22 protein-coding genes are annotated in these 25,542 nt (G+C 47.5%); 14 read left to right on the top strand and 8 right to left on the bottom strand.

Features of this window, described 5'->3' with window-relative positions; all coding sequences use genetic code 11:
* Together Q1Q15_RS23755 and Q1Q15_RS23750 are read left to right on the top strand one after the other, a co-directional pair.
* The coding region (locus Q1Q15_RS23755; protein WP_300465141.1) for a DUF4125 family protein at nucleotides 1–425 on the top strand (425 nt) is incomplete at its 5' end.
* A complete protein-coding gene (locus Q1Q15_RS23750) occupies nucleotides 422–1,960 on the top strand; it encodes an AMP-binding protein (RefSeq protein WP_300465140.1) in 1,539 nt (512 codons plus the stop codon). The genes Q1Q15_RS23755 and Q1Q15_RS23750, both read left to right, overlap by 4 nt.
* Before the next feature lie 31 nt (nucleotides 1,961–1,991).
* On the opposite strand, the gene Q1Q15_RS23745 is transcribed toward Q1Q15_RS23750, so the two are convergent.
* The gene (locus Q1Q15_RS23745; protein WP_300465139.1) at nucleotides 1,992–3,338 is read right to left on the bottom strand and encodes an MmgE/PrpD family protein; all 1,347 of its coding nucleotides are present in this window, start codon (nucleotides 3,336–3,338) and stop codon (nucleotides 1,992–1,994) included.
* Nucleotides 3,339–3,785: 447 nt separating this feature from the next.
* On the opposite strand from Q1Q15_RS23745, the gene sucC reads away from it, so the two are divergent.
* The 11 genes from sucC (at nucleotide 3,786) to Q1Q15_RS23690 (ending at nucleotide 16,728) form a co-directional block, all read left to right on the top strand.
* Nucleotides 3,786–4,946, top strand: coding sequence for an ADP-forming succinate--CoA ligase subunit beta (sucC, locus tag Q1Q15_RS23740; RefSeq protein ID WP_300465138.1), 1,161 nt, complete (start codon nucleotides 3,786–3,788; stop codon nucleotides 4,944–4,946).
* Nucleotides 4,947–4,959: 13 nt separating this feature from the next.
* Complete coding sequence (gene sucD / locus Q1Q15_RS23735; RefSeq protein WP_300465137.1) at nucleotides 4,960–5,835, top strand: succinate--CoA ligase subunit alpha; 876 nt, start codon at nucleotides 4,960–4,962, stop codon at nucleotides 5,833–5,835.
* An 11-nt stretch (nucleotides 5,836–5,846) separates the two neighbouring features.
* On the top strand, nucleotides 5,847–6,824 hold the full coding sequence (locus Q1Q15_RS23730) for a fumarate reductase cytochrome b subunit (protein WP_300465136.1): 978 nt from the start codon (nucleotides 5,847–5,849) through the stop codon (nucleotides 6,822–6,824).
* A gap of 12 nt (nucleotides 6,825–6,836) precedes the next feature.
* Complete coding sequence (locus Q1Q15_RS23725) at nucleotides 6,837–8,807, top strand: fumarate reductase flavoprotein subunit (RefSeq protein WP_300465135.1); 1,971 nt, start codon at nucleotides 6,837–6,839, stop codon at nucleotides 8,805–8,807.
* Nucleotides 8,807–9,541: a fumarate reductase iron-sulfur subunit gene (locus Q1Q15_RS23720; RefSeq protein WP_300465134.1), complete on the top strand. Its 735-nt coding sequence runs from the start codon at nucleotides 8,807–8,809 to the stop codon at nucleotides 9,539–9,541. The genes Q1Q15_RS23725 and Q1Q15_RS23720 overlap by 1 nt, the downstream gene beginning before the upstream one ends.
* A 93-nt stretch (nucleotides 9,542–9,634) precedes the next feature.
* A complete protein-coding gene (locus Q1Q15_RS23715; RefSeq protein WP_300465133.1) occupies nucleotides 9,635–11,245 on the top strand; it encodes a FumA C-terminus/TtdB family hydratase beta subunit in 1,611 nt (536 codons plus the stop codon).
* A 218-nt stretch (nucleotides 11,246–11,463) separates the two neighbouring features.
* On the top strand, nucleotides 11,464–12,858 hold the full coding sequence (gene fumC / locus Q1Q15_RS23710; RefSeq protein WP_300465132.1) for a class II fumarate hydratase: 1,395 nt from the start codon (nucleotides 11,464–11,466) through the stop codon (nucleotides 12,856–12,858).
* 50 nt (nucleotides 12,859–12,908) lie between these two features.
* Entirely contained in the window at nucleotides 12,909–13,121 is a 213-nt protein-coding gene (locus Q1Q15_RS23705; RefSeq protein ID WP_300465131.1) for a hypothetical protein, read from the top strand.
* A 24-nt stretch (nucleotides 13,122–13,145) separates the two neighbouring features.
* Nucleotides 13,146–13,649: a dihydrofolate reductase family protein gene (locus tag Q1Q15_RS23700; RefSeq protein WP_300465130.1), complete on the top strand. Its 504-nt coding sequence runs from the start codon at nucleotides 13,146–13,148 to the stop codon at nucleotides 13,647–13,649.
* A 123-nt stretch (nucleotides 13,650–13,772) separates the two neighbouring features.
* Nucleotides 13,773–15,305 (top strand): cache domain-containing protein, encoded by a 1,533-nt coding sequence (locus Q1Q15_RS23695; protein ID WP_300465129.1) that lies wholly within the window; start codon nucleotides 13,773–13,775, stop codon nucleotides 15,303–15,305.
* 25 nt (nucleotides 15,306–15,330) lie between these two features.
* A complete protein-coding gene (locus tag Q1Q15_RS23690; protein ID WP_300465128.1) occupies nucleotides 15,331–16,728 on the top strand; it encodes a sigma-54 dependent transcriptional regulator in 1,398 nt (465 codons plus the stop codon).
* Between the two features lie 49 nt (nucleotides 16,729–16,777).
* Here Q1Q15_RS23690 and urtE read toward each other — a convergent pair whose 3' ends face one another.
* The 6 genes from urtE to Q1Q15_RS23660 form a co-directional block, all read right to left on the bottom strand.
* The gene (gene urtE / locus Q1Q15_RS23685) at nucleotides 16,778–17,473 is read right to left on the bottom strand and encodes an urea ABC transporter ATP-binding subunit UrtE (RefSeq protein ID WP_300465127.1); all 696 of its coding nucleotides are present in this window, start codon (nucleotides 17,471–17,473) and stop codon (nucleotides 16,778–16,780) included.
* Nucleotides 17,474–17,515: 42 nt separating this feature from the next.
* The gene (gene urtD, locus Q1Q15_RS23680) at nucleotides 17,516–18,259 is read right to left on the bottom strand and encodes an urea ABC transporter ATP-binding protein UrtD (protein WP_300465126.1); all 744 of its coding nucleotides are present in this window, start codon (nucleotides 18,257–18,259) and stop codon (nucleotides 17,516–17,518) included.
* Between the two features lie 63 nt (nucleotides 18,260–18,322).
* Nucleotides 18,323–19,486 (bottom strand): urea ABC transporter permease subunit UrtC, encoded by a 1,164-nt coding sequence (urtC, locus tag Q1Q15_RS23675; protein WP_300465125.1) that lies wholly within the window; start codon nucleotides 19,484–19,486, stop codon nucleotides 18,323–18,325.
* Nucleotides 19,487–19,664: 178 nt separating this feature from the next.
* On the bottom strand, nucleotides 19,665–20,618 hold the full coding sequence (gene urtB / locus Q1Q15_RS23670; RefSeq protein WP_300465124.1) for an urea ABC transporter permease subunit UrtB: 954 nt from the start codon (nucleotides 20,616–20,618) through the stop codon (nucleotides 19,665–19,667).
* Nucleotides 20,619–20,759: 141 nt separating this feature from the next.
* Entirely contained in the window at nucleotides 20,760–22,040 is a 1,281-nt protein-coding gene (gene urtA / locus Q1Q15_RS23665) for an urea ABC transporter substrate-binding protein (protein ID WP_300465123.1), read from the bottom strand.
* Between the two features lie 72 nt (nucleotides 22,041–22,112).
* Nucleotides 22,113–23,120, bottom strand: a complete 1,008-nt coding sequence (locus Q1Q15_RS23660) for a formamidase (protein WP_300465122.1) — start codon at nucleotides 23,118–23,120, stop codon at nucleotides 22,113–22,115.
* Between the two features lie 729 nt (nucleotides 23,121–23,849).
* On the opposite strand from Q1Q15_RS23660, the gene Q1Q15_RS23655 reads away from it, so the two are divergent.
* Nucleotides 23,850–25,124 carry an OFA family MFS transporter gene (locus Q1Q15_RS23655; RefSeq protein ID WP_300465121.1) on the top strand — a complete coding sequence of 425 codons (1,275 nt, stop codon included), beginning with the start codon at nucleotides 23,850–23,852 and terminating at the stop codon, nucleotides 25,122–25,124.
* A 237-nt stretch (nucleotides 25,125–25,361) separates the two neighbouring features.
* Here Q1Q15_RS23655 and Q1Q15_RS23650 read toward each other — a convergent pair.
* A partial coding sequence (locus Q1Q15_RS23650; protein ID WP_300465120.1) for a hypothetical protein occupies nucleotides 25,362–25,542 on the bottom strand: 181 nt, incomplete at its 5' end.

Genomic DNA, 25,542 nt, shown 5'->3' with positions numbered 1-25,542 from the left:
TGCTGGTGTCATATTTCAAAGACCTGGTGGTGGCAGAACGCAGTAATCGAAATCTTGTTTTTGAAAAATACGCCAGGATGGACAACAAGATCCCCAAGACCAATAACAACCCCTTGATTGACAAGATTGTTCAGATTGAGGAAAAATGGCAGGAAGAGTTAAACGTCAAGTATCCCGCAGTCTATAACCATATGTGCCGGGATATGAATGTGGCAGCTGACGGAAGTAATTTCAAGGTGTATCTTTCAAGCGAGCTGGAAACCTATAGTGACAATACCTTGAGCAGATATTACGAACATGTCAAACGAGCATTTGATGATGGGGAGAACCATTCGGTTGAAATGCTTCGACAGCTGGCCCAGAAAAGCGGGATAGACAGTCTTGAAAAATTGGAACAATTAATGCGGGCAGATGATAAGAGATGAAATGGAATACAGGAAAAATTTTAAGCAAAAGGGAAGCACTGACCCCGGATAAAATCGCCATTATTTTTGAAGATACCCCCGTGACCTACAGGGCGTTGAACCGGGAAGCCAACAGGGTGGCACATTTTTTTCAGGAAAAGGGCCTGGAAAAAGGCGATCGTATTGCCGTGAATCTTGTGAACTGCCCTGAGTTTCTGGCCTGCTATTTTGCGGCAGCCAAACTGGGACTGATATTTGTTCCCTTAAATTACCGGCTGGTCTCCCAGGAGTTGAAATATCAAATCAATCAATGCAATTGCCGGTTGCTTGTTTTTAATGATCAATTTTCAGAAAATATAGCGCCCATCCGACAGTCTCTGGATGTAACCCCGGAAAATTTTATTTGTGTGACCGGGCATACCGGTGAAAAGAATGTTCCCGCCTGGGCCGTGGATTATGGCAGTGCCATCAAACAATACCCTTCCCATGAACCCGTACCCGATGAGATCATTGATTTGGATGATCCCTTTGTGATTCTGTATACCTCCGGGGTTACCGGCAACCCGAAAGGGGCTGTCATTACCCATGCCCAGACCTATTTTAAATGTTTTCAGATCATCAATTATACCGATATGCGGCAGGATGATATCTTTCAGTCCCAGGCCCCTTTGTGTCATTCTGCAGGGCTTGCCGCCGTATCAACACCTGCCCTGTGCCGGGGTGCCACCCTTTTGATGCGGGCAAAATTTGATGCTGAAAAATTTGCATTGGATATTGAAACGTATAAGGCCACCATTGTGTTCAGCCTGACCACCATGATGCGTTTTGTCATGGACACGGATATCTTTGACACCGTGGATTTTAGCAGTGTGCGGTTTGCCTTTGGCGGGGGTGAAAAAACCCCCCAGTCATTTTTTGATGAATTGGATGAAAAAGGCCTGCACCTGCTCCCGGGATTCGGGCAGACTGAAAATTCAGCCATGGTGTTAATGCCCGAGAATGCCCCGAAAAGCAAACGAAAAGCAGCCGGGCTGCCCAATTTTTTTACTGAATTATGGATACAGAACGAAAAAGGAGAAAAACTGGGTCCCAATGAAATCGGTCATATCGTGGCCATGGGTCCGAATGTGATGAAAGAGTACTGGGACATGCCCGAAGAAACCCGAAACACTATCGTGAATGACGTATTGCATACGGGTGATCTTGGCTATCTTGATGGGGATGGATATCTCTATATTGTGGATCGGGCAAAAGATATGTATCGCAGCGGTGCGGAAAATGTGTACCCGGCAGAAGTAGAGTCTGTTTTGGTGGACCATCCAAAAATACAGAAAGTGGCCATCATCGGTGTGCCGGATGAAAAATGGGGTGAAACCGGAAAAGCGTTTATCGTCTGTCATCAGGGCGAGACCATCACCCAAAAAGAGGTGGTGTCGTTTTTAGATGGTAAGGTTGCCCGGTTTAAATTCCCCAGATCAATTCAACTGATTGATTCAATGCCGGTAACCGTGACAGGCAAGTTAAAAAAGGCGGTGTTAAAACAGCAGTTTACTTGATTCTTTTATCGGCTGATATCCCATTTAAAAATCAGGCAGTCTTGCTCGGATGACATAATTCAATAATTTCGGTGATATCCGCTATCTCGGAGAGATGCCGTATTTTATCGACGATCTTTTCGGCATTTGTTTTTGAAATGACCGGCAGGGCAAGATCCATAAATTTTTCCTTCATTTCCAGGAAGGTCAGCGGGTCCTCGGGTGAGCCTTTGGCCACTTTTATAAACCGTTCCAGCAGTTGACCCTGTTTTGTCATCACTTTTATGATGGTCTCAAATTTTTTTAAATTTGGGTTCAGCAGAACATTAATCCGTTCCCGGAAAGCAATGATGTCAGGATCGTTTATTTTTTCAAGGGTAAACATGTCCCGGTTGACCCGGCCTTCCATAAACGCCAGGGCAGCACATTGATACACACTGAATTTTCCTTCCAGTACTTTCCGGGGATTTTTATTGTTGACCACACTGAAGGGAAGTTCACCAAATTCTATCTGGATGGTGTGAACATCTGCTGCCGTTATCTGGTTTTCTTTTTTTATGGTTTCAATGGCCTGAATCGTTGAATGCGTTGCCAGCGCAGAGGCATAGGGCTTAAAGGCCACATTCGTGATATGATATGTTGTGCCAAGACCCTTTAAAATTTGACTGGTATCCGAGTGGGGTGCATACACATTTTTAAGGCCAAAGGTCCCTTCAAAAATTTCATGGCTGCTGTCAAAATTTCTTTTTGCCAGCGCAACGGACAATACGCCGTCCATTGCTGCTTTCCCTGCATGAAACGGTTTGCTCATCGTACCGAAGACCTCTCGTAACCCGGACACCTGGGTTCCGGTAATGCCAAAGGCATTGATGGTTTGTTCAACAGAAAGGCCCATGAGTTTTGCCGCACTGGCCGTGGCACTGAAACGACCAATGGTGGATGTGGCATGCCAGCCATGCTCATAGTGGGCCGATCCTGCCGCAGCCCCAATCCTTGCGGCTATTTCAAACCCAATGATAAATGCGGTGATCAGGTCCCTGCCGGAGGATTTTTTATATTCTCCCACGGAAATAACTGCCGGGGCAAGACATACGCTGGGATGGGTGCCTGAATCCTTATGGGTATCATCAAAATCCAGGGCATGGGACATGGTGCCGTTGGCCAGTGCTGCCCACATCAAGTTGGTTTTTACCCCTTTCCCCAGGATGGTGGCGTGGGCCTTCCCCCCGACAATATCAATAAAATCCAATAAGATATCACTGACCGGCTCCCGTGATCCGCCAAGGGTGACCCCTATCCAATCCAGAAGGCATAGCTTGGCATATCGATGGATGTCCCCGGGAATTGTCTCATAAGATGTGTCATGGATATATTCGGCAAACCGCTTTGTGATGGACATGATGATATCCTCCAGATTAAATTCAGGGTGCCGGAGTGTAAAGGTATTACATCCGGTTGTCTTGCGTGAGTCATACCACAACCCGGGAGAGAAGATCAAATGCTTCCTGGTGAAGTCCTGGGGCCGTGATTTAAACAGCGCGTAAAAAATAAGATTTTAAGCGGGGAACAAAATTTAACGATGGATATCCTCCCTGTGAATTTTAATCAATCAAAGTCATTGAAAAGTTGAAAAAACAGGGGGCCTTTGATATAGAAGTTGAGGGCGATGAGACAATGCCATCAGGCGGTACTTTTTTTAAGAAAACTGGTATTGCCGATAGAAATATGAGACTATTCTTGATTGCGGAAGTGAAGGCGTTGATATTGTGTTGGTGGTTATCATACTTGGAGATTGCAGATAGCGTAATAAACGCTATCTTTTTTTAATAAATTTCAAGGGACTAAAATGAAAATACATGAATATCAGGCAAAGGAACTTTTTAGACAATACAATATTCCTGTTGCTCAAAGCAGTGTGGCGTTTTCAAAAGAAGAGGCCCTGAAAGCTGCCATAGATCTTGGCGCTTTTCCCGTGGTCATTAAGGCGCAGATTCATGCCGGCGGAAGAGGGAAGGGGGGCGGTGTGAAGCTTGCTGCCAATCCGGATCAGGTATTGACCATTGCAGACCAGTTTCTTGGAATGAACCTGGTGACCCATCAGACAGGGCCTGAAGGAAGAATTGTTAGAAAGGTCCTGGTTGAAGCCGGACAGAGTATTGATAAAGAGTTTTATTTAAGTCTTCTGGTGGATCGGCAGACCGAAAAAATAGTGATTATGGCCAGCCAGGCAGGCGGTATTGATATTGAGGCGGTTGCGGAAAAAACACCTGAAAAGATCATTAAAGTATATGTGGATCCGCTGTTGGGCATCCAGGGGTATCAATTGCGTGAGGTGGGTTTCCGCCTGGGCTTTCCAGCACCTGCCATGAAGCAGCTGTACGGGCTGCTGTTTAATCTGTATACATTTTTTATGGAAAGTGATGCCTCCCTTGTGGAGATCAATCCGTTGATTCTGACATCTGTGGGAACGGTTCTGGCCCTGGATGCCAAAGTGGATTTTGATTCAAATGCGCTTTTCCGTCATAAAGATCTGCTGGCATTGCGGGATCTGGATGAAGAGGACCCCATGGAAGTGGAGGCCTCCAAGTACAATCTTAATTATGTCAACCTGACCGGTAATGTGGGCAATATCGTCAATGGTGCCGGGCTTGCCATGGCCACCATGGACATTATCAAGAATGCCGGTGCCACCCCTGCCAATTTTATGGATGTCGGTGGCGGTGCCAGCGCGGAACAGGTTGAAAATGCATTTCGGATTATCCTGGCCGATCCCAAGGTGAAAGCCATTTTAATTAATATTTTTGGCGGCATTTTGCGGTGCGATATTTTTGCCCGGGGTGTTGTGGATGCGGCCAAGAAAACCGGGGTGACCATTCCCGTGGTGATTCGTATGGAAGGCACAAATGTGGACCAGGGAAAGCAGATTCTAACCGATGCCGGACTCAATCTTACCTTTGCTTCTGATCTTTCCGATGCTGCTGCTAAAATTGCAGCCGCTGTTAACTGAAAGGAGATCCGCTGTGAGTATATTTGTAAATAAAGACACAAAGCTTTTAGTTCAGGGAATCACCGGAAAGGAAGGCAGTTTTCATGCAAGACATTGTGTGACGTATGGTACCAATGTTGTGGCAGGCATCACCCCGGGTAAAGGGGGCCAGAAAATGGATGATGTGCCGATTTTTGACATGGTCAGCCAGGCTGTGGCAGAGACGGGTGCCACGGCCAGTATGATTTTTGTCCCCCCCCCATTTGGTGCGGATGCGATTATAGAAGCAGCTGATGCCGGGATTGGACTGATCGTGACCATTACAGAAGGCATTCCCATTCTGGACATGCTAAAGGTGAAAAATTATCTTGCCACAAAGACCTGTCGCCTCATCGGACCCAATTGCCCGGGGATTATCACGCCGGATGAGTGCAAAATCGGCATCATGCCGGGGAAGATTCATAAAAAAGGGGGTATCGGCGTTGTATCAAGATCCGGAACCCTGACCTATGAGGTGGTGGATCAATTGACAAAGGCTGGAATGGGTCAGTCGACCTGCATTGGTATTGGCGGTGACCCTGTAAACGGGACGAACTTTATAGATGTGCTGGCCGCGTTTGAAGCCGATGATGAGACCACCGGGATCGTCATGGTGGGAGAGATCGGCGGAAGTGCAGAAGAGGAAGCTGCTGCCTATGTCCAGAAACATTTAACAAAACCAGTGGTTGGATTTATTGCCGGGTTAACGGCACCTCCCGGCAGACGGATGGGACATGCCGGGGCCATTATTTCAGGTACCAGCGGTACAGGTGCAGCAAAGATACAGGCATTCAGGGACAATGGTATTCATGTCTGTGAAAATCTAGGAAAAATTGGTCAGATATGTAAAGATGTATTTCGTGTAACTTAAAGGAGGTTGAATTGGATAGTTATAGTATTGAATCACATAAGAAAAAGAGCAGATTCCCTGCCAGGCTTGATTTTCTCCAGAGCGCTACCGGTCTTGTCCTGGGAGTGTTCGTGTGGGTGCATTTGCTGTTTGACAGCAGTATCATACTGGGGAAAGGGGCATATCATTTTGTGTCAAAAAATCTGGAGCTTGCTTTTCTGTCGGAGACAGGACATGGCTTTCCCATTGCCGTGTTTTTTGCCGCGCTCATTATTTTCACCATCTTTATCATCCATGCATTGCTGGGGGTCAGGAAGTTTCCCATTTCCTGGAAACAACATCGGATTTTAAGAGATCAAATGCAAATGCTGGACCATAGTGAAACATCGCTTTGGTATGTACAGGTGGTGACCGGGTTTCTCATGTTTTTTGTGGGATCGGTTCATCTGTATACCATGTTGACCAATCCCGCCGGTATTGGACCGTATCTGTCCGCGGACAGGATTGTGTCCGGTAATATGTGGCCCCTTTATCTGGTCCTGCTGGTTTGTGTGGTGCTGCATGGCAACATCGGTCTCTACAGGCTGTGCATGAAATGGGGATGGTTTGCCGGTAAAGATGCCCGAAAATCAAGACAGACCTTGCAGAAATTGAAAAACAGGGTCATCGTTTTCTACTTGACCATTGGTGTTCTTGCCTTATTGGTGTTTACTGTGATTGGTATCAATCACCGGGACAAGGTCGGAGAAAGATATATGGGACATGCCATGGCAGCCGAGGGGACACAAGACCTGGAAGAGTCTCAACCGGTTGAATCAGCCCAGGAAATGGAAGCGGCTGAGGTTGTTGAAGCGCCTGACGCTGTTGAGGCGCCCGAAGCCATTGAAGAGGCTGAAGTTGCAGAAGATCCCGACGTCTTAGAAGAGGCTGAAGCTGCAGAAGAGGCTGAAGACTTGGAAGCGGCCGAAGCGTTGGAAGAGACCCAACCTGTTGAACAATCTCATGAATAAGGGGACACCTAAATGAAAGTCATATATACAGATTCACTTGTAATCGGCGGTGGCCTGGCAGGACTGAGAGTTGCCATCGCGTCCATGCAGAGAGGCGTTGATACCATCGTCCTTTCTTTGATCCCTGCCAAAAGATCCCATTCTGCAGCAGCCCAGGGGGGTATGCAGGCAAGCCTTGGGGCATGCGTTAAAGGAGACGGGGATGATGAAGATGTCCATTTTGCAGACACGGTAAAGGGAAGTGACTGGGGATGCGATCAGCATGTGGCCCGGGCCTTTGTTAATACGGCTCCCAAAGCCATTCGCCAGCTGGCTGCCTGGGGTGTTCCCTGGTCAAGGGTCAGGCAGGGAGATCATGAGGTTGTCATTAATGGTAAAAAAGTCACCCTCACGGAAAAAGCAGACTCCCATGGACTGATCATGGCCCGGGACTTTGGCGGAACAAAGAAATGGCGAACCTGCTTTACCTCTGACGGTGCCGGTCATACCATGCTTTATGCCATGGATAACAAGGCCATCCAGATGGGTATCCCGGTCCATGAAAGAAAAGAAGCCCTGGCCCTGATCCATGAAGATGGGGTGTGCTATGGCGCCATTGTCAGGGACCTTATCACCGGGGAGTTGATCGCCTATGTGGCCAAGGCCACCACCATTGCCACCGGCGGTTATGGCAGACTTTATGCGATTACCACCAATTCGGTTGTTTCTGAAGGCATTGGCAATGCCATTGCCCTGGAAACAGGGATTGCCACCCTGGGGAATATGGAAGCCGTGCAGTTCCATCCCACGGCCATCGTACCGGTGGGGATTTTGACCACGGAAGGCTGCCGGGGGGATGGGGGGCTGCTGCTGGACAAGGACGAATATCGGTTTATGCCGGACTATGAGCCGGAAAAAAAGGAGCTGGCATCCCGGGATGTGGTGTCCAGGCGTATGACCGAACACATGAGAAAAGGCAAAGGGGTTCCCTCCCGTTACGGGGATCACCTGTGGCTGGATATCAGATTGCTGGGTCGCAAACATATTGAAAAGAATTTAAGGGAAGTCAAAGAAATCTGCGAATACTTCCTGGGAATTGATCCGGTGGAAGCGTTAATTCCAGTCAGACCCACCCAGCATTATTCCATGGGGGGTATCCGAACCAACGCCACCGGTGAAAGCCCGACACTACAGGGCCTTTTTGCTGCGGGTGAGGCAGCCTGTTGGGATATGCACGGGTTTAACCGCCTGGGCGGCAACTCTGTGGCTGAAACGGTTGTGGCAGGGATGATCGTCGGGGAATATGTGGCAGATTATTGCGGGGCAAATGCAGTCAATATCAGCACCACCACCATTCAACATTTCATGAAACGGGAAGAAAAGAAAATTACAGCGCTTCTGTTCAGGGATTTTGGTGAAAATCCGTTCCAGTTAAAGGCTGAAATGCAGAAGATCATGATGGATGATGTGGGAATTTTCAGAAATGCTGCCGATCTTGAAAAGGCTGTTGAAGAACTGAAGGTCTTAAACCAGCGGGCCAAGAGAATTGCCCTGAGAAATCGGATCAGCTCTTCCAACCCGGAACTGGTGGAGGCTATCCGTGTACCGAAAATGATCAAGCTTGCCCAGTGTGTGGCTTACGGGGCCCTGCTCAGAACGGAAAGCCGCGGTGCCCACTCCCGGGAAGATTATCCGGAAAGAAATGACAGGGACTGGTTAAAACGAACCCTGACCACATGGACGGATGCATCGGCTGACCTGCCGGAACTGACCTATGAAGACCTGGATGTGATGAAAATGGAATTGCCGCCGGGATCAAGGGGGTATGGGGTGGACAATACGTTCCATCACCCGGATACTGCCAAGCGGGAACAGGAAATTGAAGCACTTAAACGAGACAACCCAGGGGCAGATCGGTTTGAACTGCAGGAAATGTTGAATCCAATTACGATTCCAGATAAATTTAAAGGAAAAAATGAGCGTATCGGCAGGGGGTTTAAATAATGAACGACCAAGGAAGAATTTTAAAATTTCAGGTATTTAGATATAATCCCCAGAAAAAGGGTGACAAACCTCGTATGGTAACCTATGAGGTTACGGAAGCCCCGGGGATGACGGTTTTTATTGCGTTGAACGATATCCGTGAACATCAGGATCCGTCCTTTCAATTTGATTTTGTCTGTCGGGCCGGCATCTGTGGTTCCTGTGCCATGATCATTAATGGACAGCCCACCCTGGCGTGCCGAACCCTGACATCAACGTATGAAAACGGTGAGATTAAACTGTTGCCGCTACCGGGATTTGAACTGATCGGAGACCTTTCCGTTAACACGGGAAAATTCATGCGTGCCATGTCCGAACGAGTGGAATCCTGGATCCATGACGCCGATGCAGATGAGGTGGATTTCCATAGATTAGAAGAACGCATGGACCCGGATGTGGCCGACCAGATCTATGAGCTGGAGCGGTGTGTTGAATGCGGTTGCTGCGTGTCTGCCTGTGCCACCAAACGAATGCGGCCGGATTTCCTTTCAGCTGTGGGGTTTGTGCGGCTGGCCCGCTATGCACTGGACCCCAGGGATAAACGGTCTGATGAGGAATTCTATGAGATTATCGGCGATGATGACGGTGTGTTCGGCTGCATGACCCTTTTGGGATGTGAAGACTATTGCCCCAAAGATCTGCCTCACCAGACACAGATTGCTTATCTGAGAAGGAAGATGGCCCTGGTAAGATAGCCGCGGACATCACTCCAGGATAAGAAAGAGAAAACCAGGCAGCGGGCATAAAAATGCCCTGCTGCCTGTTGGTTTATAAAAGGTTAGAATAATATGACTGGGTTTATATATGAAACCATGTTTCCCCTGGGAGAAGATACCACCATGTATCGTCTGCTTACCCGGGAACATGTCAGGATAAAAACGTTTGAGGGAAATGAGGTTCTCATGGTGGAACCCCAGGCATTGACCCTGCTTGCCGCCAAGGCCTTTAAAGATGTGGCCCATCTGTATCGGTCAGCCCATCTTGAAAAACTGAAGATGGTGATGGAAGATCCCCAAAGCTCTGATAATGACCGGTATGTGGCGTTGGAACTCTTGAAAAATGCCGTCATTGCCGCGGGACGAGTGTACCCCATGTGCCAGGACACGGGAACGGCTATTGTTATGGCCAAAAAAGGGCAGCAGGTCTGGACCCGGACGGATGATGAGAAAGAGCTGTCAAAAGGGGTGTTTAAGGTGTATACAGAGAATTATCTGAGATATTCCCAGAATGCGCCCTTTACCATGTACGATGAAAAAAATACCAGGACCAATTTACCTGCCCAGATTGATATCGCTGCTGTCCAGGGGGATGCCTATCGGTTTTTGTTCATCGCAAAAGGGGGCGGGTCCGCCAACAAAACCGTGCTTTTCCAGATGGCAAAGACCCTGTTGAAGTCCGAGGAAACATTGCTTAATTTCATGGTGGAGAAAATGAAAGGCCTTGGCACATCGGGATGCCCCCCCTATTATATTGTCTTTGTCATTGGCGGTACGTCTGCGGAACTTAATCTGAAAACGGTAAAGCTGGCATCTGCCAGATACCTGGATTCACTTCCCACCAGGGGCAGTGCCACGGCCCATGCTTTCCGGGACATTGATCTTGAAAAAAAAGTATTGGTCCAGTCCCAGAAACTGGGTATCGGCAGCCAGTTCGGGGGCAAGTATTTTGCCCTTGATGTGAGAGTGATCCGCCTGCCACGGCACGGGGCATCCTGTCCCATTGGCTTGGGGGTGTCCTGCTCTGCCGATCGCCAGATCAAAGGAAAGATCACAAAGGCGGGCATCTTTCTGGAGCAGCTGGAAGAAAATCCAGTTCAATACCTGCCGAAAAAAGAACCTGAAATGAAAGCTGCGGTTCACATTGATCTGAACAGACCCATGGATGCCATTCGGGCGGAACTGTCCCGGTATCCGGTGGCCACAAGACTTTCCTTAACCGGGAAAATTATTGTGGCAAGGGATATGGCCCATGCAAAGTTCATGGAACGATTTGAAGCCGGAAAAGGTCTGCCGGATTACCTGAAAGATCATATTGTTTACTATGCCGGCCCTGCGAAACGACCGAAAAGAGAAGTATCTGGATCATTTGGCCCGACAACAGCCCTGAGAATGGATCCCTATGTGCCGATCTTCCAGAAAGAGAGGGCTTCCATGATCATGCTGGCCAAGGGGAATAGAACACGGCAGGTCACAAATTCCTGCAGAATAAACGGCGGGTTTTATCTGGGATCCATCGGCGGTCCGGCAGCTCGTATCGGCAAGGATTTCATTACCAAGGTTGAGATTATCGAGTATGAAGAGCTGGGTATGGAAGCGGTGTATATGATTACTGTAAAGGATTTCCCCGCATTTATTCTTATTGATGATAAAGGCAATGACTTCTACTCAGATTTTATGTAGTGTTTGAACGAAAATTCACCCATCTGCTGCGTTGCTGCAAAATCTTGAAATCCTCATGTACTTTAGTACACTCCGGTTTCAAGATTTCTTGCGCCTTGCATATGGGCAACTTTTCGTTTAAACACGGAGTTTCCGATCAGGCGCTATGTGATTTTTAGGTTTAACTTTAAAGAAAGACTGTTTTTCGTTCTTTTCTTTTAATCAACAGGCGGGGGGGCATGCACACACGAATTGAAACAGATACCATGGGAGAGGTTCACGTCCCGTTAGATAAATACTGGGGGGCACAGACCCAGCGGTCGATCAATAATTTTAAAATCGGAAGCCACAAGATGCCGGTGGCGGTCATCCGTGCCTTTGGGATATTGAAAAAAGCTGCGGCAATGGTCAATTATGATTTGAATGTGCTGTCCATGGAAAAACGAGAGGTCATTGTCCGGGTGTGTGACGAAATTATCAAGGGGACCCTGGACGATCATTTTCCCCTGAAGGTCTGGCAGACCGGATCCGGAACCCAGTCCAATATGAATGTAAATGAGGTGATTGCCAACCGGGCCCATGTCCTTCTGGGTAACACACTTGGAATAGGACAGCGAAGGGTTCATCCCAATGATGATGTCAACCGTTCCCAGTCTTCCAATGATACCTTTCCCACCGCCATGAATATCGCTGCCGTCAGCATGGTAAAATCGCATACCATCCCTAATTTAACGGCACTGAAACAGGCGTTGGAAAAAAAAGCACTGGCCTGGAAAGATATCGTCAAGATTGGCCGGACTCACCTGATGGATGCCACCCCCATGACCCTGGGCCAGGAGTTTTCAGGATATGCTGCCATGCTGGGTCATGGTCTCACTGCCCTGGACCATACCTTGGCCCACCTGTCCGAGCTGGCGCTGGGGGGAACAGCCGTGGGAACCGGTCTGAACACCCCTGTGGGCTATGACAGACGCGTCGCCCAAACCATTAGTGATCTGACCGGGTATCCCTTTGTTACCGCACCCAATAAATTTGAATCCATGGCAGCCCATGACGCCATTGTCACCACCCATGGGGTATTGAAAACCCTGGCCGGCAGTCTGATGAAAATCGCCAATGATATTGGATTGTTGGGCTCAGGGCCCAGATGCGGTGTCAGTGAACTGCTGCTGCCGGGAAATGAGCCCGGTTCTTCCATCATGCCGGGAAAAGTAAATCCCACCCAGACGGAAGCATTGACAATGGTGTGTGCCCAGGTCATGGGCAATGATGTCACCATCACCATTGGTGGATCAAACGGACATTTTGAACTCAATGTGTTTAAGCCGGTGATTATTTACAATTTTTTGGAATCTGCTCAACTGATGGGTGATGCTGCCCGATCTTTTAAAGATAAGTGTGTGGACGGAATGGAACCCAATCGTGAGAGGATTGCCAAATGCCTCCAGGAATCCCTCATGCTGGTGACGGCCTTAAATCCCCACATCGGCTATGAACAGGCGGCAAAGATTGCAAAAAAAGCTGAAAAAGAGAACAAAACCCTGAAACAGGCAGCCCTTGAGATGGGCATCGTCACCAATGACCAGTTTGATCGATGGGTGGATCCCGGAAAAATGATTGGAAAACCATCCTGAAAGCGGATATACTTTCCATTAGAACCATTAAAAAAGAGGAGATCAATGTCATGGACCATGATGTAACCGTGTTTAAGTCCTACCCGTTTAAAGTGGGTCAGAAAATCCGCATTGAGGGGTCAAGACGATCCGGTGACTGGGAAGTCATCGGCATAAGTGACAACAAAGTCAGTCTTCGTTGTCCGATTTCAAAAAAAGAAATGAGCTGGGCCCGGTTTTGCTATTTTAGTGAAGACAAACACATGCAATGGCCCAGTGACTGAGACGTGACCAGAGGATAAACCAGAATGAAAGTGATACTCTTGATGGCCGTTACGGCAGACGGGATGATTGCACGAAATTCCATGCAGTTGATCGACTGGACCGGTAAGGCAGACAAGCAATATTTTGTTCAGATCACCCGAGAAGCCGGGGCCATGATCATGGGCTCCAAAACATTTGATACCATTGGAACCGTATTGCCGGGCCGGAAAAATATTGTCATGACCCGGGATAAAAAAAGAAAAAGCCAGGACAAAGATTTGATTTTTACCGATCAGGCTCCCGGGCAGATTCTCTCAGATTTAGCGGCCCAGGGGTTTTCCTGTGTAACCCTTATTGGTGGATCCATGGTGAACACCTTGTTCCTGAAGGCGAACCTGATTGATGAACTTCACATCACCATGGTGCCAAGGCTCTTTGGGCGAGGGTTGTCCCTGTTTAGCGACAGTCTGGATACCCACCTGGAATTGATGGCGGTTAAAGAAATCGGGGAAGGCCATGTCCTATTGATATACAGGCTGCAAAAATAGAGCGATAAACTGGAGACATCATGCTGAACAAAAATGACCGTTCCAGGATCATTGTGCATATCCTTCGCCTTGGCGTAAAAGAATTCCTTGACAGCACAGGGTGGTTTGATTATTGAAATTTGAATGGCTTTGAATAAACATATAACCGATTCAGCAGCAGATTCAAAAAAAAAGACGCCCTTGTGGTTGAAAACACTTCCCGTGCGAATAATTATCCCTGTGGCATTTACAATCCTTCTCTTTATTTTGACCATTTTCCTCATCATCATTCCCCTTTTGGAAAAAAACATGATGAATGGGAAAAGGGAAGGGATCGTGCATTTGACAGAAAGTGCATGGAGCACATTGGATTTTTTTTATGTCAAAGCCCAAAACGGGTTGATGTCCCATGAATCGGCCAAGCATCAGGCCATCCAACAGCTGCAGCAATTAAAATACGGTCCTGAGCAGGAAGATTATTTCTGGATAAATGATATGACGCCCAGGATGATCATGCACCCCTACCGCCGGGATCTTGAGGGAAAGGACATCTCAGCGTTTAAAGATCCGGCCGGTAAGCGGCTGTTTGTCGAAATGGTGAACACCGTGAAAAAAAATGAAGCCGGATTTGTGGACTATCTTTGGCAGTGGAAGGGGGATGCCAATAAAATTGTTCCCAAAATCTCCTATGTAAAAGGGTTTGCCCCCTGGGGCTGGATTATCGGAACCGGTATCTATGTGGAAGATGTCCGACAGGAAATTTTCACCATCACCCGGCACTTAACCTATACCTGCTCGGCGATTTTAATGGTTTTTATTCTCTTGTCCGCTTATATCGTATGGCAGGGAACAAAGGCCCAGAAAGAACGGATAACGGCCCTGGCGCAATCGAAATTAAGGGAGAAGCAGCTCCTTCAGGCCGATAAAATGACCTCTTTAGGCATACTGGTGGCAGGGGTTGCCCATGAGATCAATAACCCGGCAACCGCTTTAATGCTCAATGCCCCCAACCTTAAAAAAGCCTGGGCAGCCTTCATCCCGGCCCTGGATGACTATTTCAAAATCCATAAGGATGTCCGGGTCTGTAATATGCCCTACCCGGACCTGTCCCGACGGATTGAGAGGATGCTGGCGGCAATGGAGGACAGTGCGGCACGGATCAAAAGAATCATCACCGATTTAACGGATTTTTCACGCCCTCCGGGCACAGACATGGATGCGGAAACGGATATTAATCTTGTGGTAACAAAATCACTGGATCTGACCCATTCCATATTGAAAAAAGCCACCCACCACCTGTCCGTTGATTTGGAAGCGGGAATGCCTAAAATTTTGGGCAACGCCCAGCGACTACAGCAGGTGATGATCAATATACTGGTGAATGCGGGTCAAGCCCTTGAAAATCCGGAACAGTTCATTCATGTCAAAACCGCATACCCCCCCGGGTCTCCCTTTGTGGAGATTGAGGTGATAGACAGTGGACCAGGGGTTCATCCCCATGACTTAAAAAAATTAAAAGAGCCGTTTTTTACCACCAAAAGGGACCATGGCGGCACGGGTCTCGGGCTTTCCATTTCCGAGAAAATTGTCTATGATCACAAAGGGATGATGGAGTTTGCTTCGGAAATTGGAAACGGGCTGGCCGTAAAGATCCTGCTGCCGGCCGGCAGGAAATAAAAGGATAACAGGACAGGACGCACGGATGACAGACGGACAACACACCATGGATCGCCCCATTCTTATTGTGGACGATGAACCGGAAATTCTTCTGGCAGTAGATACCTGCCTGAGAATGGCGGGTATGGACAATATCATCACCATCAGTGATGCCAGGGATGTCATCCGTCAGATGGAACGTCAGATTCCCTGCCTCATGATCCTGGATTTGAACATGCCCCATATCAACGGCCACCGTCTGCTTAAAATTGTGCGCAAGACCTATCCAAGAATTCCCGTGATTATTCTCACCGGCGCCATTGATGTGGATATCGCGGTGAACTGCATGAAAATCGGTGCCATGGATTATGTGCTGAAGCCGGTGGAGGAAACCCGGCTCCTGGCTGCCGTCAAACAGGCTCTGGCCTATGGGAATATGGGAAATAAACCCAAACATTCTCTGCCCAGCAATTTGTTCGCCCAGATTAAAAACCCAAAGGCATTTGCCCATATCATCACCCAGGACGAAAAGATGCATTCCATCTTTCACTATGTAGAGGCCATTGCGCCGTCTTCCCAGCCGGTGTTGATTTTCGGAGAAACCGGTGTGGGAAAAGAACTCATCGGCCAGTCCATCCATACCTTGAGCCGGAGAAAGGGAAAACTGGTGGTGGTCAATGTGGCGGGGCTGGATGATAATGTGTTTTCTGATACGCTTTTTGGTCATGTTCCCGGGGCCTTCACCGGCGCTGAAAAAATAAGGCCGGGACTCATCGAACAAGCTGCCGGGGGAACCCTGCTGCTGGATGAAATCGGAGACCTTGCCTTGTCCTCCCAGATCAAATTGCTCCGGCTGCTCCAGGAAAGGGAATACCTTCCTTTGGGGTCGGACAAGGTCAGCCACTCTGATGCCCGGATCATTGCCTCCACCAACCTGGATCTGTGGACCCTGGAGAAGAAAGGGACCTTCAGAAAAGATTTGATCTATCGCCTTTCCACCCATACCCTGACCCTGCCGCCGTTACGGGATCGTCTGCTGGACCTGCCGCTGCTGCTGGACCGGTTTATCTGCCAGGCAGCCAATGAACTGGATAAACCCATTCCGGAACTGCCCAAAACATTGATCGAGCAGATGGAAACCTATCCGTTTAAAGGCAATGTCAGGGAGCTCAAATCCATGGTGTATGATGCCATCTCCCGGTACCGGAAGGGGCCCATCACCGCTGACCTGTTCAAAGGCCTGGGCACAGCCGAATCAGGTGCCAAAGCCAGGGAGGACCGGTCGGGTTCGCTTCCCACCCTGAAGGAGGCCTCCCGGGAACTGGTGGAGAAGGCCATGAAACAGACCGGCGGCAACCAGTCTGCTGCCGCCGGAATCCTGGGCATCTCCCAGCAGGCCCTGAGCAAAAGACTGCAGAAATTAAAATATAGTAAAGATAACTAACTACCTCAACTGTGGATTAACGCTAAAGTCCGAAAGTTGAGTAACCATCTTATACAGAGAGATAAGAAGTGATTTTCTTCTCATCAATGGAACCCCGCACATCCTCGTGAATAAAATTACCAGACTCCATAACATAGAGTCGATCGGCAATATTTACCGTAAAGTTCAGCACTTGCTCAGAGACCACAATTGTCAGGTTGTGCATCACTTTAATTTGATTCAGCATTCTTGCCATGTCTTTAATAATGGAGGGCTGAATACCCTCTGTTGGTTCATCAAGAATCAATACTTTCGGTTCTGCCACCAGTGCCCGGGCAATTGCCAGCTGCTGCTGCTGCCCCCCGGAAAGGTTCCCGCCCTTGCGCGTGCTCATGTCAAACAAAACAGGAAACATATTGTAAGCGTTGGTTAGCAGTTCTTCTTTTTTATCCAGGGTATACTCCATGCCCGTTAGAATATTTTCTTCCACCGTAAGCGACGAGAAGATCTGCCTGCCCTGGGGCACATAAGCAACCCCGTTTTTCACCCGCATATACGTCGGCAGTTCTGTAATATCTTCATTGTTCAGCTCAATGTGACCGGATCGGGCCCGATTGATACCGATCAAACTTTTCATCAGTGTTGTCTTACCCATTCCATTGCGCCCCATAATAGCCACAATTTCACCTTGTTTTGCCTCAAAGCTGATGCCATGAATAATTTCACTCTGCCCATAGGCAACATATAAATTTTTTACGCTAAGCATTTTATTATCCTATCATTGGCAACCCTGTTATGCCTCATTGGATCAATGACCAAGGTAAACCTCAATTACTTTTTCATTGGTTTCAATATGTTCCATCGATCCTTCAGCAAGTACAGCCCCCTGGTGCAAAACCGTCACCCGGTGAGCGATTTCTCTTACAAAATTCATATCATGCTCAATGATCAGTACAGATCTTTCTTTACAGATTTTATTCAAAAGGTCACCCGTCTGCTGGCGTTCATCAACACTCATGCCGGCAACAGGCTCATCCAGTAATAATAATTCAGGATCTGCTATCAGCAGCATCCCTATTTCCAGCCACTGTTTCTGGCCATGACTAAGGACTTCTCCCAGCGTATCAAGCTGATCCTTAAGAAAAATCATATCTGCAATATCATGGACACGTTCCATCACTGCCTTATCCCGTTTGAAGGTCAGCGCCCCGAAGACACTTCTGCCCCGGGGAAAAGATATTTCAAGATTTTCAAACACTGTCAATGCCGGATAGATCGAAGGCGTTTGAAATTTTCTGCCCACACCCGCCTGTACAATCTTCTGCTCCGGCATTTGAGTCAGCTCATGCCCCAGAAAGTTTATGCTTCCTGCAGTCGGCCTGGTTTTTCCGCAGATGAGATCAAGCAAAGTCGTTTTACCCGCCCCATTGGGGCCAATGACCACATGCAAGGCGCCTTGTTCTACATATAATGAGACATCATTTACCGCCTTGAAACCATCGAAGGAAACGGTAAGTCCTTCAATTGAAAGTACAAAATCTTTTAATGTCATTTTTTAAGTTTCCTGGTTTTTTTATTCGATTCCAAAGACTGCTGGCATCCATTTTTTTTGTTGTCAGCTGACACCTGCCTGTTTTACGATCCGGAGGTCTTCAGCACCTGCTGAACGTTTCCTGAAGAGAGCCAACAGCCTGGGCCCATAATCTTCAACAATACCGGCAACCCCTCTTGGGAATACCATGGTAATTAAAACAAAAGTCGTCCCCATTAGGAACATCCATGACTCAGGGAATAATTCGGAAAAGAACGTACGCCCAAAGCAGACGATCAAGGTGCCGTATACCGCCCCGACCAATGACAACCGCCCGCCAAAAGCACAGAAGATAACCATGTAAATGGAGGGCTCAATTGTTACAAGTTTTGGCGACATAAACCCGACATTGAGTGCAAACATCGCACCACCAATTGAAGAAATGACACCGGAAAGACAAAAGATAAATATTTTGAAATCTGCCGCATCATATCCGGAAAACCGGACACGGTTTTCCATATCCCGCGTCGCTACCAGTAACCGTCCCAGTTTACTCTGCAGGATCAGCTTCCCGACGATGATCATTCCAAGAACCAGAGCGACGGTCAGAAAGTACAATATATATTGTGCCGAGTCTGTACGGATGTCCCACCCCAGACAGGTCCTCAAGTCAGTAATGCCGTTAATCCCCCCTGTCCACCCCTGGCGGGTCACAAAGAGAATCTCCATGATCCAGCAAAGTGCCTGGGTAATAATGGCAAAATATACACCACTAACCCGTCTTTTAAACATGGCAACACCAATGATGTAGGCAACGATGCCCGGCAAAACAAGGATCATCACCATTGTGATGGGAAAACTTTTAAATGGGTACCAGATATAGGGAAGTTCCGTGATCTGGTTCCAGTCCATAAAGTCCGGCAGCCCGATTGTAGAGAGGGCTTTTATCTGGTCAGATCCTGCTTCTTTGGCAATGTTTGCGGCGGCTTCAAGCTTGAGGAAAGCCGCCATTGCATATCCACCCAGCCCCCAGAACACGCCCTGCCCCAGGCTTAAAATTCCCCCATACCCCCAGCATAATACCAACCCCACGGCTGCAAAGGATAAACTCAGGTATTTAGCCACCATGTTTAACCTGAAGATATCAAAGATCAGCGGAAAGAAAACAAACAGAACCGCGGCTAAAATCAGGAAGGAGACGGTTTGGTCTTTGTTGCCGGTTAATTTATTGTTTAATAACGTGTTCATTATAAAATTCCTTATTTATTATTGTCACTAACGCCCATGCCCTGGCGGGCATAACAAAACATCAAAGTGATGAGAGGTGAGTAATGAATATTGAGGGAGGCATAACGTCTCACAACTCAAAACTCATAATGCACTACTTTCATATAAAAGGTCTGGCGTGTATCGTAAGGGGATACCATTATTGGCGAACCTTATTGGCAACTATCCCTTGTGGACGAATCATCAGGATACCCACAATGGCCAGCAGAACAAATACTTTGGCCAGAACCCCTGTCAGGAAGAACTCCAGTATGGACTGGGCCTGGGCAATGCCGAATGCCGAGAGTATGGTGCCGATGATACTTCCCGCACCGCCGAATACAACAACAATAAACGTATCCACAATATAGAGGGAGCCCGCTGATGGGGAAACCGAACCAATTGTTGTAAACGCTGCTCCAGCAATCCCTGCCAGTCCACATCCCAGAGCAAATGTCCAGCGGTCAACTTTTTTACTGTTAATTCCAACGGCAGTGGACATCTCACGATTTTGTACCGTTGCTCTCACCCTTAATCCCCACCGGGAGCGATACATCAGCAGGAGCACAATTGTCGTCATCAGAATGGACATCAGCAGCAAAAACAACCCGTTAATCGGAATGCTGATGGACTCAGTTGGAGACCATGATCCCATGAGCCATTCCGGCATGGTTGCGCTGTCCTCACGTGCGCCGAAGATTAATCGGAAAGACTGCTGCATCACCATACTGACCCCCCATGTGGCAAGCAGGGTATCCAGCGGTCTTTCATAAAGGTAGGAAACAATAAGCTTCTCTACAATATAGCCCAGTATAAAAGCGACAAAAAATGCCATCATTATGGCGATAAAGAAGTAATACGGCAATGCTGCCGGTATATATTTGGTGACAAGATCCGAAAGAAGAACAGTTGTATAGGCACCAGCGGTGAGAAATTCTCCGTGGGCCATATTGATGACTTTCATCTGCCCGAAAATAATTGCCAGTCCCAGGGCCATTAACAGAAATACAGAGAACAGACTAATTCCTGAGAATCCCTGCATCACAAAAATACTGGAAAGCTCATCACTGCTATAGTCTTTAAAGATATCAAGAAAAAACAATGTACCACTCAATGGGATTCCTCCTGTAGATGACTTTTCTTATAGATTAAAAGCCGGCGTTAAACTATCATGCCCCCTTCAAAAATTTGAAGAATAATATCAGGGGGCTTATAGAATATTGATAAGTTGATAAACTCGCTGAATCAGCTTGTTTTATTTGTAACCTTCCGGGAAGGGGTCCGGCATGATGAGGTCGTCCGACTCTGCGATAACCTTGAATTGACCATCTGCAAGCATCTGGCCAATTTTGGCCCGGGACCATAAGTGATGATTCTTTGCGATACGGACATAGCCTTCTGGTGCGGCTGCAAATTCAATGCCTTCGGAAGCAACCGCAAGCGTATCGATATCAAAGCTGCCGGCTTTTTCTACGGTGAATTTCCACAGCCAGGGTCCCAGATAAGCAGCCTGTGTAACATCACCGATCACTGAATCCTCACCCCACATCTTTTTAAATGCGGATACAAACGCTTGATTGTTTTCGTTTGGCAGACTCTGGAAGTATTTCATACACGCGTAGAAGCCTTCAACATTTTTGCCACCGATGCCTAAAATTTCGTCTTCTGTAGTTGAAATCGTCAGTAACAGCTTGCCTTTTTTGGCCAGTGCGGCACCGGTAATGCCGGCAGCATTCAGCTGTTTGTACCAGGATACGTTTGAACCGCCCACTACAATAGAGTAAATGCAGTCGGGTTTTTTAAGTTTTACTTTATTGATCAGGGAGTTGAAGTTTGTATGTCCCAGGGGATAATACTCTTCGCCCACAACTTTAGCGCCTTTAAGGTATCTTTCGATGTGGATACGGGCTATTTTATTACTGGTACGGGGCCAGATATAGTCAGAGCCGATGAGGAAGAATGTCCGGCAGCCTTGCTGGTAGGCCCAGTCAAGACCCCATATGATTTGCTGCGTCGCTTCCTGGCCGGTGTAGATAACATTCTTTGATGCCTCAAGGCCTTCATAAAATGTTGGGTAATACAGCATGCCGTTTTCTTTTTCAAAGATGGGCAAAACCGCCTTCCGGGATGCGGATGTCCAGCACCCAAAGACTGAAGCGACTTTATCTTTCACCAGAAGTTTTTTGGCTTTTTCAGCAAAAGTGGGCCAGTCACTGGCGCCATCTTCCTGAACAATTTTTATTTTACGCCCCAGGATGCCGCCCATGTCGTTGATCTGCTGGATTGCAAGACGCTCGGCCTCAACTGATCCAGTCTCAGAAATGGCCATGGTCCCTGTGATTGAGTGAAGCTGTCCAACGGTAACATAGTTGTCCGTAACGTCGATACCTGAGGTCACGACGGTCGAAGTCGGATATGTATCAAGCACTGGGTTTTTCCAGTCATCCGCTGCCATGGCGGATGTCCCTAGTGAGGCGATCAAGGCTGCCGTTGCCACTAAACTGCCCAGTACCCGATGAAAAACAGGTTTATTCATTATCTTTTTCCTTTTTCAATTCTATTTGAGTAACATAATGGTGAAATTCGTTCAGAAATACCGTGGTTTTGTTTATTTGGGCAGTGGCCCGAGTTTAACGCCTTCGGGATAGTACTTCCACCCATCACGAACCTTTATTTTATTATCCCAGGGCAGCTTATACTCTCCATTCGCCAGGTCTTTAACCCAGGTGAGGTAGTTTTCTTTCTCCCCGCCGGGTTTGCCCACGTACGCTCTGCAGCCAAGATTGAAGATGTTGTTTTCAAGCGCCCAGTTCTCCCGTGCTTTGTCCACAAGGCGCGGGAAGAGTTCTGCGGTAACAATTTCCCAGGGATTCCGATGCCCCTGCTGTATAACATTGCCGTCATAATTACATACGGTTCCCTCACCAAAGTAATAAAATACACCGTCATACCCGGCAAGGTTCACCGACATGGTATACATGAGGTTTTGCCAGGCATTGGTGCGGTTTGTCCAGATCCACTGATCATTCACCTGAGTGGAGTAACCTGAGATACGGATATAAACGTTACAGCCCTTATATGCCGCCTCCCGGGCAAGTTCGGGAAACATTCCATCATGGCAGATACAAACGGCCAGCTTTGACCCTTTAGGGCCATCACAAACCGGCATACCATAGTTTCCGGGCGACCATGGTTCGATGGGGACCCATGGCTGCAATTTTCGATAGTGCAAGGCAATTTCCCCATTGTTGTTGATGATAATCGCCGTATTGTAAGGCGGAACGGTTGGGTCTTCATTTCTTTCCATCAATGAAAATACCCCCCACACATCATTGCGGACACATGCCTCTTTAAATTGGGTGATTTCCGGGCTATCAATTGTCAGCAGCATCTCATCGTAGGTCCATATACTGGTGTTCAGTCCCTGTGTTGAATACTCCGGGAGCACAATAAGATCCAGGTCAGGATAGCCGGCCTTTGTCGAGTCAACTGTTTTACAAATCTGATCCACCTGTACCTGAATATCCTTTGGGCCTTTAATCACAGGGACTGGATATTGAATCATTGCAACCAAAAGAGCTTCTTCCCATGCACTCACACTTCCTGTACTTCCCATAATTTTTCTCCTTGCCGTATACCGGCATTTAAAATTAAACTTATTTTTAAACTTATCCTCACGACCCTAAAACAAAACGCCAACTCAATTCAAAACAAAAGACCTGTTCATGTTGCTGCTCCTTTCTTTTTTGATCTAACCCGTTTATACCATTCCGTGTCTTGCAAAATTTATAAAGCAATTGTTGATCCAATGTTCTATAAAATCCTATATATATTCATAATATACTGATATACTAATATATATTTATTTTATTGACTGCTTATGGAATAGAGAAATAGTGTAATCTAATTTAATTAAATTATATTAACTACAAAAATGAACTATCAATAATTACAAAAAAGTAATTTGAAAGAATTCGGAAATGGAATTTCCAGGTTTTTTTTGCGATGCATCTGGGGCCTGCTGAATCAAATCCTGAACACCAATAGATCATCCCAGGGAGCAATTGGTTGTCTGGATTCAAAATAACCTACAACAAAAATTGTATCTACAACAAAAGTTGTAGGCGGTCGTCTGTATATCTGTTGTGGCGAGCGTTTGCTCGGGCAAATATTTATTTTACAACTTTTGTTGTAGACGGCAGCATATTGTTTCGCAGCATTTTTTTATTAAAACATAATAAAAACAGTCGTATATATTTATTTTTATCTTCCGGCACAATGATTGCTTTTTATCATCCATGAACAGAAAATGAACAACAATCATTAAGTAAAGGAGAATTTCAAGATGAAGCAGATTAAAAACCTTGGCTGGCGCGTCACCATGGCAGGATTGGGGATCAACCTGGCACTGGGTATCCTCTATACCTGGAGTATTTTTAAAATGACCATCAAAGACTCCATTGTAGCCGGGGACGGTGTTTTTAACTGGAGTCTGGCGTCTTTGAACGATCCCTATGCGGTCTGCTGTCTGGTCTTTGCCTTTACCATGATTTTTGCCGGCCGCGTTCAAGACAGGATCAGTCCCAGAATTACCGCTGTCATCGGCGGCGTTCTTACTGGACTGGGATTGATTCTCATCTCATTTTCCACATCATGGATCAGTTGGATACTGGGTTTTGGCATCTTGACGGGGATGGGGCTCGGGTTTGGGTATGCCTCGGCCACACCGCCGGCCATTAAATGGTTTCCGTCCGCAAAAACCGGCATGATTGCCGGCATTGTCGTGGCCGGATTCGGACTGGCCTCGGTGTATATTGCGCCGCTGGCCATCTTTTTAATTGACCGGTTTGGACTGTCCCAGTCCATGCTGATTTTTGGGATTGCGTTTCTGGTCATTGTCTCTGCCCTTGCCCAATTCCTGGTAAATCCGCCGGAAGGGTATGTTCATCCGGCCACCTCCCAGAACAAAAAGACTGCAGCCGACAGCATGGTGAATTTTTCTCCCGGAGAAATGATGCGAACGGCAACCTTTTATAAGTTATGGATCATTTTTTGTATCGCTTCCGGGGCAGGCCTGATGATCATTGGCGGTGTGGCAGGCATGGCCAAACACGGAATGGGCCAGATGGCCTGGGTGGTGGTGGCATTGATGGCCGTGGGAAATGCATCCGGACGGGTGATTGCCGGAATCCTTTCCGACCGTATCGGACGGGCCAACACCCTGTTTATCATGTTGATTTTCCAGGCCAGTGTCATTTTCTCTCTTCTGTTTATTACACCGGCCCAGATAGCGCTTCTGGTGCTTGCCGCCATACTGATCGGGTTTAATTACGGCACCAATCTGTCTTTATTTCCTTCGGCCACCAAAGATTTTTTCGGTTTAAAGAATTTTGGGGTCAACTACGGCCTGGTGTTCAGTGCCTGGGGGGTGGGCGGATTTATTTTCCCCCGGGTGTCGCAAATGATTGTCGCGTATACGAACAGCCCCAGAATGGCCTATATCCTTGCTGCAGGACTGCTTCTCATCGGAGCCGTGGTGGCCTTGATGACCAAATCTCCTGTAATAGAAAAAGAAACAAAACCTGAATTTATTGCCACTCCCGTACCTGAAGAAACCTAATCCTTAATTCGCATTGCTTTCCCGGGGGTCTGCGCCCCCGGGAAAAAAAATAAAAAGCGCCCTTGATCGGAACCGCTTCACAGGAAAGGGCCGGTCTGAATCCCCAGGATTGTCAGATCGGTCCTTTTTTTATTTTCAATGATGTTATCCGTTTACAGATCACCCTGTTATTCTTTTCTTTGAATTTTTGGGATGTGAACGATAATCAAGCGGCGGATGAGATGATTCCCCCAGCCGTCAAGTGAACACGAGTGCAGAGGATCTGTCAAAACTGGTAAAAAAATTAAGGCAATTGATCCGTCGGGTCAAACGGTTCAGGGCAATCGCATGTAACTTTTTATGAATATCCCATACCCGTTCAGACCAGATTACCTTTCCTTCGCTGGATGGGCTATGTTGACAGGCTCTATGCCGGGCT

This window comes from Desulfobacula sp. (genome assembly GCF_030145145.1).
Classification (GTDB): Bacteria; Desulfobacterota; Desulfobacteria; order Desulfobacterales; family Desulfobacteraceae; genus Desulfobacula.
The sequence above is the reverse complement of the archived record's forward strand: the minus strand, read 5'-3'. Positions and strand labels throughout refer to the sequence as shown.

What these genes read in the sequence shown, in the direction of transcription:
- Q1Q15_RS23750 (WP_300465140.1), top strand. Translation starts at nt 422, where the DNA reads ATGAAATGGAATACAGGAAAAATTTTAAGCAAAAGGGAAGCACTGACC.
- Q1Q15_RS23745 (WP_300465139.1), bottom strand. Translation starts at nt 3,338, where the DNA reads ATGTCCATCACAAAGCGGTTTGCCGAATATATCCATGACACATCTTAT.
- sucC (WP_300465138.1), top strand. Translation starts at nt 3,786, where the DNA reads ATGAAAATACATGAATATCAGGCAAAGGAACTTTTTAGACAATACAAT.
- Q1Q15_RS23725 (WP_300465135.1), top strand. Translation starts at nt 6,837, where the DNA reads ATGAAAGTCATATATACAGATTCACTTGTAATCGGCGGTGGCCTGGCA.
- Q1Q15_RS23720 (WP_300465134.1), top strand. Translation starts at nt 8,807, where the DNA reads ATGAACGACCAAGGAAGAATTTTAAAATTTCAGGTATTTAGATATAAT.
- Q1Q15_RS23715 (WP_300465133.1), top strand. Translation starts at nt 9,635, where the DNA reads ATGACTGGGTTTATATATGAAACCATGTTTCCCCTGGGAGAAGATACC.
- fumC (WP_300465132.1), top strand. Translation starts at nt 11,464, where the DNA reads ATGCACACACGAATTGAAACAGATACCATGGGAGAGGTTCACGTCCCG.
- Q1Q15_RS23705 (WP_300465131.1), top strand. Translation starts at nt 12,909, where the DNA reads ATGGACCATGATGTAACCGTGTTTAAGTCCTACCCGTTTAAAGTGGGT.
- Q1Q15_RS23700 (WP_300465130.1), top strand. Translation starts at nt 13,146, where the DNA reads ATGAAAGTGATACTCTTGATGGCCGTTACGGCAGACGGGATGATTGCA.
- Q1Q15_RS23695 (WP_300465129.1), top strand. Translation starts at nt 13,773, where the DNA reads ATGGCTTTGAATAAACATATAACCGATTCAGCAGCAGATTCAAAAAAA.
- Q1Q15_RS23690 (WP_300465128.1), top strand. Translation starts at nt 15,331, where the DNA reads ATGACAGACGGACAACACACCATGGATCGCCCCATTCTTATTGTGGAC.
- urtE (WP_300465127.1), bottom strand. Translation starts at nt 17,473, where the DNA reads ATGCTTAGCGTAAAAAATTTATATGTTGCCTATGGGCAGAGTGAAATT.
- urtD (WP_300465126.1), bottom strand. Translation starts at nt 18,259, where the DNA reads ATGACATTAAAAGATTTTGTACTTTCAATTGAAGGACTTACCGTTTCC.
- urtC (WP_300465125.1), bottom strand. Translation starts at nt 19,486, where the DNA reads ATGAACACGTTATTAAACAATAAATTAACCGGCAACAAAGACCAAACC.
- urtA (WP_300465123.1), bottom strand. Translation starts at nt 22,040, where the DNA reads ATGAATAAACCTGTTTTTCATCGGGTACTGGGCAGTTTAGTGGCAACG.
- Q1Q15_RS23660 (WP_300465122.1), bottom strand. Translation starts at nt 23,120, where the DNA reads ATGGGAAGTACAGGAAGTGTGAGTGCATGGGAAGAAGCTCTTTTGGTT.
- Q1Q15_RS23655 (WP_300465121.1), top strand. Translation starts at nt 23,850, where the DNA reads ATGAAGCAGATTAAAAACCTTGGCTGGCGCGTCACCATGGCAGGATTG.